This window comes from Limimaricola litoreus, from assembly GCF_024159025.1.
In the GTDB taxonomy this organism is placed as follows: Bacteria; Pseudomonadota; Alphaproteobacteria; order Rhodobacterales; family Rhodobacteraceae; genus Limimaricola; species Limimaricola litoreus.
This window is the reverse complement of the sequence record NZ_JAMYXC010000159.1, coordinates 1-7,006: the sequence shown is the minus strand read 5'-3', so window position 1 is coordinate 7,006 and position 7,006 is coordinate 1. Positions and strand designations below refer to the sequence as shown.

Below are 7,006 nucleotides of genomic sequence, written 5' to 3'. Positions count from 1 at the left end.
GCACGACGCTGACCACGATGTCGCTCTGCGCCGCCGCCTCGGCCGGCTCCCCCGCCTCGCCGCCGATCGCGACGAGCGCATCCGCCGCGCCCTCGCGCAGGTCGCAGCCGATCACCCGGTGCCCGGCCCGCCTGAGCGACAGCGCCATGCCGAGCCCCATCGATCCCAGACCGATCACCGTGATCACCGCCATGCCCGCCTCCCTCGTATTTGGTATACCATTTCGTCACACGCTTCGGCGCGGCTGTCAATCGCGGGCGTGGCGCTTGCAAACGGCAAAGGGCACCGCGACCCATTCCCGGTCGCGGCGCCCCGCCTGCCCTGCCCTCGCCCGGCCCTGCCCGCTTGCCTCAGCCGCCGAAGCGGTCGCGCAGCAGGTTCTTTTGGACCTTGCCCATCGTGTTTCGCGGCAGTTCGTCGACGATCTCCAGCCGCCGCGGCTGCTTGAACCGCGCGAGCTGCCCCTGCATCGCCGCCATCACCGCCTCGCGGTCGATCTCAGCGCCGGGCCGCGGCACCAGCACGCCGACGACGCTTTCGCCGAAATCGGCATCCTTCACCCCGATCACCGCGCTTTCCAGCACGCCGGGCTGTTCGTCGAGCAGCAGCTCAATCTCCTTGGGGTAGATGTTGTAGCCGCCCGAAATGATCAGGTCCTTGTCGCGCCCGACGATGCTGACATAGCCATCCTCGTCGATCCGCCCGAGGTCCCCGGTGATGAAGAACCCGTCCGCGCGCAGCTCGGCCGCGGTCTTTTCGGGCATCTGCCAATAGCCCTTGAACACGTTGGGCCCGCGCACCTCGATCAACCCGACCTCGCCCGGCGGCAGCGCCTCGCCCGTCTCGCGGTCGGTGATCTTCAGCTCCACCCCCGGCAGCGGAAAGCCCACCGTGCCCGCACGACGCTCGCCCTCATAGGGGTTGGAGGTGTTCATGTTGGTCTCGGTCATGCCGTAGCGCTCGAGGATCCGGTGCCCGGTGCGCTTCTCGAACTCCACATGCGTCTCGGCCAGAAGCGGCGCGGAGCCCGAGATGAAGAGCCGCATGTTCTCGGTCAGCTCGCGGGTGAACCTCTCGTCGCCCAGAAGCCGGGTGTAGAAGGTCGGCACCCCCATCAGCGCCGTGGCGCCGGGCATCAGCTCAATCAATGCGTCGAGATCGAACTTCGGCAAAAAGATCATCGCCGCGCCCGACACCGCCGAGACGTTGGTCGCGACGAAGAGCCCATGGGTGTGAAAGATCGGCAGCGCGTGCAACAGCACGTCGTCTTCGGTGAAGCGCCAATGCTCGGCCAGCGTCACCGCGTTGGAGATGAGGTTGCCCTGGCTCAGCATCGCCCCCTTGGAGCGGCCCGTTGTGCCCGAGGTATACAAGAAAGCCGCGAGGTCGTCCTCGCCCCGCGCCACAGTCTCGAACCGGTCCTCGTGCCGCGCCGCCTGCGCCATCAGCCCGCCATGGCCATCGGCCCCCAGCGTCAGGATCTGCGCGCCGCAGCGTTCGCAAAGCGGTTCCAGCCCCGCCTCGCGCGAAGGGTCGCAGATCACCATCCGCGCGCCGCTGTCCTCGATGAAATAGCTCAGCTCCTCGACCGTGTAGCCGGTGTTGAGCGGCAGGAACACCAGCCCCGCCTGCGCGCAGGCGGCATAGAGCGCCAGCGCCTGCGGGCTTTTCTCGACCTGTGCGGCGACCCGGTCGCCGGGTTTCAGCCCGGCATCGACCAGCGCATGGGCGATCCGCGCCGCCATGGCAAGAAACTCGGCATGGCTGATCCGGCGACCGCCGCGCAGGATCAGGAACGGCGTCTCCTGCCCGGCATGGCGTCCGAACAGCGTGTCGTAGAGCGGGTTGGCCATGGTCATGCCCCTTCCTTGCGGGCCCGCCCGTTGCGGGGAAGAAGGCCGCGCACGCCGTCCGACGCCGCCACCTCCTGCCGCTTGGCAAAGCCTTCGTGGTTCTGTGTGATCCTGCCCAGATCATAGAGATAATTCACCATCGCGCCGCAGCTTTCGGCCCGGCCCTTGGGCGAGATGTCGGCATTGGCGTGCACCGCGTGCAGCTGCGCGCCGTTGCCGAGGTGAAACCGCGCGACGGGGTCGAGCGGCATGCCGCCCTCGCGCTTGGCGGTCAGCAGATAGGTCGCCGCCGTCTTTTTCAGCGCCTCGTCGTCGAGCCGGGTCGGGTCGATCCCTTCGGCGTCCATCCAGGCCCTCAGCCCCGGAATGGGCGAGAGTGTCACGAAGGTCCTGAGCCCCGGAAGCTCGGCGGAGAGATCCGCTACCACCTGCTTGATGAGAGAGTTGCCGAAGGAGATCCCCGCCAGCCCCGACTGGCAGTTCGAGATCGAGTAGAAGACGGCCGTGTCGGCCTCCGCCGCCTCGACCTCCTCGCGCCCCTCGGCCAAGAGCCCCTGCACCGAGCCGGGAATGCCGCGCGTCAGCGCCACCTCGACGAAGATCACCGGCTCGTCCGGCATCGCGGGGTGGAAAAAGGCAAAGCAGCGCCGGTCGGCGGGCTCGACCCTGCGGCGCAGATCCTCCCAGCTGTCGATCGCATGCACCGCCTCATAGGCGATGATCTTTTCGAGGATCTGCGCCGGGCTCTCCCAGCTCACCGGGCGCAGCACCAGAAATCCGCGGTTGAACCAGCTCTGGAACAGGTGGCGGAAATCCTGGTCGAGCGCCGCGCGCGGATCGTCGCGCTTCAACAGCCGCAAGAGATCCGCCCGCATCGCCACCAGCCGCGCCGTCGCCCCCGGCACCCGGTTGAGACGGCGCACCAGCTCCTGCCGCGGCGGCTCGGCCGCCTCCAGAAAGGCGCGGTAGCTTTTCGGCCCCGGCTCGGCCTCATAGGCGTCGAGCGCGCTGCGCACCGTCTCGGGGTCGATGTCGAGCTTCTCGGCCAGATGCGCGAAAAAGGCGATCTTGCCCGCGTCATCCTTGGCGGCATAGCGGTCCAGAAGCTCGCGCGCCGAGGTCAGCCCCGAGACCTCGCCCGCGTTCGACAGCAAGTCCGCGATCAGCGTCTCGTCGGAGCGAAGATCCGCCTCGCGCGCCGGCTGCCACGGGTAGCGGCGCTCGAGAATGGTGGAAAGGACATCTGACAGGATGCTCATATTGCGGTCCCCATGACGGCATCGGGCAGCCAGGTCGCCAGCCCCGGAAAGATCGACAGCAGCACGATCGCCGCGATCATGCAGCCGACGAAGGGCAGCGAGCCGAACAGCACCTTCTTGAGAGAGATGTCCGGCGCGATGCCGTTGATGACATAGAGGTTGAGGCCCACGGGCGGCGTGATCAGGCCGATCTCCATGTTGATCGTCACGATCACCGCGAACCAGTAGGGATCGAACCCCGCCGCCGTGATGATCGGCAGAAGGATCGGCGCCGACATCAGGATCACCGCGACGGGGGGCAGAAAGAAGCCCGCCACCAGCAGGAACAGGTTGACGATCGCCATCAGCACCCAGCGGTTCACGTCCAGATCGCCGATCCACGCCGCGACCGACTGTGTGATGAAGAGCGAGGACAGCATGAAGGAGAAGACCCCCGCCGCGCCGATGATGAAGAGGATCATCACGCTCTCGCGGGTGCTGTCGCGCAGGATCGCCCAGAGGGCTTTCGGCTGCACCATCTTGTAGATGATCATCACCACCACGATGCAGAGAAGCGCGCCGACGGCGGCCGTCTCGGACGGCGTCGCGATGCCGCCGTAAAGCGCGTAGAGCACGCCGACGATGATCGCGAGAAAGGGCAGCACCCGCGGCAGGATCTCGAATTTCTGGCGCCACGAATACCTGACCCCCGACAGCGCCACCCCCGCCGCCCCGCGCCGCCATGTGTCGAAGATCGACCAGGCGATGAACAAGAGCGTCAGCACGAGGCCCGGGATCACACCGGCGAGGAACAGCCGCCCGATCGAGGTCTCGGTGGCGATGCCATAGACGATCATGGTCACCGATGGCGGAATGAGGATGCCGAGCGTGCCGCCCGCGGCGATGGAGCCCGCCGCCACCTCGTCGGGGTAGCCACGCTTGCGCATCTCGGGGATGCCCATCTTGCCGATCGCCGCACAGGTCGCCGGAGACGAGCCCGACATCGCGGCAAAGAGCGCGCAGGCCCCGAGGTTCGACACCAGAAGACCGCCCGGCACGCGGGTCAGCCAGCGCTCCAGCGCCTCGTAGAGATCGGGGCCCGCGCGCGAGGAGGAGATCGCCGCCCCCATGATGATGAACATCGGGATCGACAGCAGCGCAAAGCTGTTGAGCTCGCCGAAGAAGAGCTCGGGCAAGGCTTCGAGCGAGCGCGCGCCATCGACGAAGAACAGGAAGCCGGTGGCGACCACGAGAAGCCCGGTGCCGACCGAGATGCCCGAAAACAGCACCAGCACGGTGAACAGCGCGACCAGCGCGCCGAGGGTGAGCGGCTCCATCAGTGTCTCCGGTCTTCAGGCGGCAGGGTCGGGTCGGCGTCGTCATGCCCGGTGGCGACGGACCACAGATCGGCCACGAGCTGCAGCGCGAAGAGCGCGAAACCGAGCGGCACGGCGAGATAGGGGATCCAGAGCTTCACGCCCCAGACGGTCTCGGAGCGCCAGTTGCGCTCCCATGCGAGGTGGAACATCTCCCAGCCATAGAACAGCATTAGCCCGATCATCAGGATCGTCGCGCTCAGCACCGCGATGGCCAGCGCCCGGCGCGCGCCGGCGGGCAAGAGCCCCGGCACGAGGTCGACCCCGACATGACCGCGCAGCTTCTGCACGTAAGGCAGGCCCAGAAGCGTCGCGCCGATCATCATGTAGATCACCGCCTCGGTCTGCCAGATCGTGGATTGGCCCAGCACCGCGCGCTGAAAGATCATCTGGCAGGTGATCAGCACGGAGGCGAAGATCATAAAGGCCGCCACGATCCCGCACAGGGTCGAGACATGGCCGATCGCTCGGATTGCGGCGGGGGCCTCCCGCCGGATCGTCTGGCTCATGGATTGTCCTTGGAAACGAGGGGTCGGGCCGCGGCGCATCCCGCCGCGGCCCGGATCGCGGTCACTCGACGGCCAGCGCCTTGTCGAGCAGCTCCTGCCCGTTCGGCGTCTCCTCGACGAAGACCTTGAACGCGGTCTCCTTGGCCAGCGCGCGCCAGGCCTCGAAGTCCTCCATGGTCATTTCCGCGATCTCGACGCCGGCCTCGCGGAAGGTCTCGCGCGCCACGTCGTCGCCCTTCTTGCCCTCCGACAGGTAGAAGGCCTCCGCCTCGGCGGCGGCGTCGGTGAGCGCCTTCTGCTGATCTTCCGTCAGCTCCTCGAAGGTCCGCTTGTTCATGATCATCGGCTGATACATGAACCACAGCGCCGTATCGCCCGCGGGCGTGTAGCATTCGAGCTGCTCGTAGAGCCGGTAGCTCACGAAGCTCTCCGACGAGGTATTGGCCGCGTCGAGCACGCCCGTCTGCAGCGCCGGGTAGATCTCCGACGAGGCCATCGAGGCGATCGAGGCTCCCGCCCCCGCCAGCATCTCCTCGAAGGACTTGCCGGCGGCGCGGATCGTCACCCCCTCCACGTCCTCGGGCTTGGTGATGCAGCCCGCGTTCGAGCCGAAGCCCCCCGCGAGGTAGCCGTCCACCAGCACCATCACGTCATCCTCGGCCATGGTCTCGCGGATCGCGTCGCCGAACTCGGATTTCGACAGCCGGTTGCCGTGTTCGAGGTTGCGCACGAGGCCGGGCATGAGGGTGAGGTTGTAGGCCGGCTGCTGGCCGCCCGCGTAGCTCAGCGGCAGCACCGTCATGTCGAGCTGGCCGCGCGACAGCGGCGTGTACTGCTCGCGCGCCTTGAACAGGGTCTGGTTCGGAAAGATCTGGATCTCCAGATCGACATCGGCGGCGGCGACCTTGTCGGCCACCATCTGCGCGACCTGGTGGCGCACGTCGCCCTCGGCCCATTGATGCGACAGGCGCAGGGTTTCGGCCCCCGCGGCGAGCGGCGCGAGCATGGCGGCCGAGGCCGCGAGCATCGTGATCTTGTTCATTGTCGTCCTCCCAAACGATGCGCCGGGATGCTCCCCCATCCGACGCCGGGCCACGCTGCGCGGGATTGTATTTCAAGTCAAGCTTTCGTATACAAGAAACGATTTCCTGCATATGCGAAGGGATCCGCGCATGAGCCGCAGCCGCAGCGACCTGATCGCCGAAACGCTGGAGGACGAAATCCTGCGCGGCCGCTTCGCGCCGGGCACGAGGCTCGACGAGACGAAGCTCGCCGAGGAGCACGGCGTGTCGCGCACGCCCCTGCGCGAGGCGTTCCAGAAGCTCGCCGCCGCCGGTCTGATCGAACAGCAGCCGCGCCGCGGCGTCTTCGTGCGCGAGGTCGGCGCGGTCGAGCTTCTGGAGATGTTCGAGGTCATGGCCGAGATCGAGGCCGCCTGCGGCAGGCTCGCGGCGCAACGGATCACCGACGCCGCCCTTGCTGATCTCGACGCCGCCAACGCCCGCTGCCGCGCGGCGATGGAGGCGGGCGAAAGCGATGCCTATTACCGCGAGAACGAGGTGTTCCATCACCTGATCTACACCCAGTCGGGCAACCGTTTTCTCGCAGGCGAGGCCGCCCGCCTGCACCGCAGGCTCAAGCCCTTCCGCCGCACCCAGCTTCACCTGCGCGGCCGCATGGCGCAGAGCATGGCCGAGCATCTGGAGATCGTGGCGGCGCTGCGCGCGGGCGAGGCCGATCGCGCGGCCTCGCTTCTGCGCGCCCATATCGCGGTGCAGGGCGAGAAATTCCACCACCTTATGGCCGGGCTGCGCGCCGCCGAATAGGCGCTACTCGGGCGGCATCTCGGGCAGGTCGTCGAACAGGCCGGGCTGCATCTCCTCCCAAAAGGCAAAGATCGCCCGCGCGTTGAGCGCGCTTTCCCAGCCGTGGCGGCGGAAATCCTCGCGCTCCATCTCCCCGGTCAGCCGCCCCAGCATCAGCCGCCGGTCGGCGTCGCGCTGGGTCGGGTTGCGCTTGCGCGTGGCCTC

7 protein-coding genes and 1 pseudogene are annotated in these 7,006 nt (G+C 67.6%); 1 reads left to right on the top strand and 7 read right to left on the bottom strand.

The window, feature by feature from the left end; translation table 11 throughout:
• The 6 genes from NHG85_RS10575 to dctP form a co-directional block, all read right to left on the bottom strand.
• Positions 1–193: NAD(P)-binding domain-containing protein (locus tag NHG85_RS10575; RefSeq protein WP_253332207.1), on the bottom strand; the 193-nt coding region annotated here is incomplete at its 3' end.
• Between the two features lie 157 nt (positions 194–350).
• Positions 351–1,853: a malonate--CoA ligase gene (locus NHG85_RS10570; RefSeq protein ID WP_253332209.1), complete on the bottom strand. Its 1,503-nt coding sequence runs from the start codon at positions 1,851–1,853 to the stop codon at positions 351–353.
• A 2-nt stretch (positions 1,854–1,855) separates the two neighbouring features.
• Positions 1,856–3,112, bottom strand: a complete 1,257-nt coding sequence (locus NHG85_RS10565) for a malonyl-CoA decarboxylase (protein WP_253332205.1) — start codon at positions 3,110–3,112, stop codon at positions 1,856–1,858.
• The gene (locus NHG85_RS10560) at positions 3,109–4,428 is read right to left on the bottom strand and encodes a TRAP transporter large permease (protein ID WP_253332203.1); all 1,320 of its coding nucleotides are present in this window, start codon (positions 4,426–4,428) and stop codon (positions 3,109–3,111) included. Before NHG85_RS10560 ends, NHG85_RS10565 begins: the two co-directional genes overlap by 4 nt.
• Positions 4,428–4,976: a TRAP transporter small permease subunit gene (locus NHG85_RS10555; RefSeq protein ID WP_253332201.1), complete on the bottom strand. Its 549-nt coding sequence runs from the start codon at positions 4,974–4,976 to the stop codon at positions 4,428–4,430. The genes NHG85_RS10560 and NHG85_RS10555 overlap by 1 nt, the downstream gene beginning before the upstream one ends.
• 61 nt (positions 4,977–5,037) lie before the next feature.
• Positions 5,038–6,018 (bottom strand): TRAP transporter substrate-binding protein DctP, encoded by a 981-nt coding sequence (gene dctP / locus NHG85_RS10550; RefSeq protein ID WP_253332199.1) that lies wholly within the window; start codon positions 6,016–6,018, stop codon positions 5,038–5,040.
• Positions 6,019–6,148: 130 nt separating this feature from the next.
• Here dctP and NHG85_RS10545 point away from each other — a divergent pair, with 130 nt between their 5' ends.
• Positions 6,149–6,802 carry a GntR family transcriptional regulator gene (locus tag NHG85_RS10545; RefSeq protein ID WP_253332197.1) on the top strand — a complete coding sequence of 218 codons (654 nt, stop codon included), beginning with the start codon at positions 6,149–6,151 and terminating at the stop codon, positions 6,800–6,802.
• A gap of 3 nt (positions 6,803–6,805) precedes the next feature.
• Here NHG85_RS10545 and NHG85_RS10540 read toward each other — a convergent pair.
• Positions 6,806–7,006: pseudogene (locus tag NHG85_RS10540) on the bottom strand (replication initiation protein); the annotation flags it as partial.

Coding starts and splice junctions, on each gene's coding strand:
- NHG85_RS10570 (WP_253332209.1), bottom strand. CDS start 1,853: ATGGCCAACCCGCTCTACGACACGCTGTTCGGACGCCATGCCGGGCAG.
- NHG85_RS10555 (WP_253332201.1), bottom strand. CDS start 4,976: ATGAGCCAGACGATCCGGCGGGAGGCCCCCGCCGCAATCCGAGCGATC.
- dctP (WP_253332199.1), bottom strand. CDS start 6,018: ATGAACAAGATCACGATGCTCGCGGCCTCGGCCGCCATGCTCGCGCCG.
- NHG85_RS10565 (WP_253332205.1), bottom strand. CDS start 3,112: ATGAGCATCCTGTCAGATGTCCTTTCCACCATTCTCGAGCGCCGCTAC.
- NHG85_RS10560 (WP_253332203.1), bottom strand. CDS start 4,428: ATGGAGCCGCTCACCCTCGGCGCGCTGGTCGCGCTGTTCACCGTGCTG.
- NHG85_RS10545 (WP_253332197.1), top strand. CDS start 6,149: ATGAGCCGCAGCCGCAGCGACCTGATCGCCGAAACGCTGGAGGACGAA.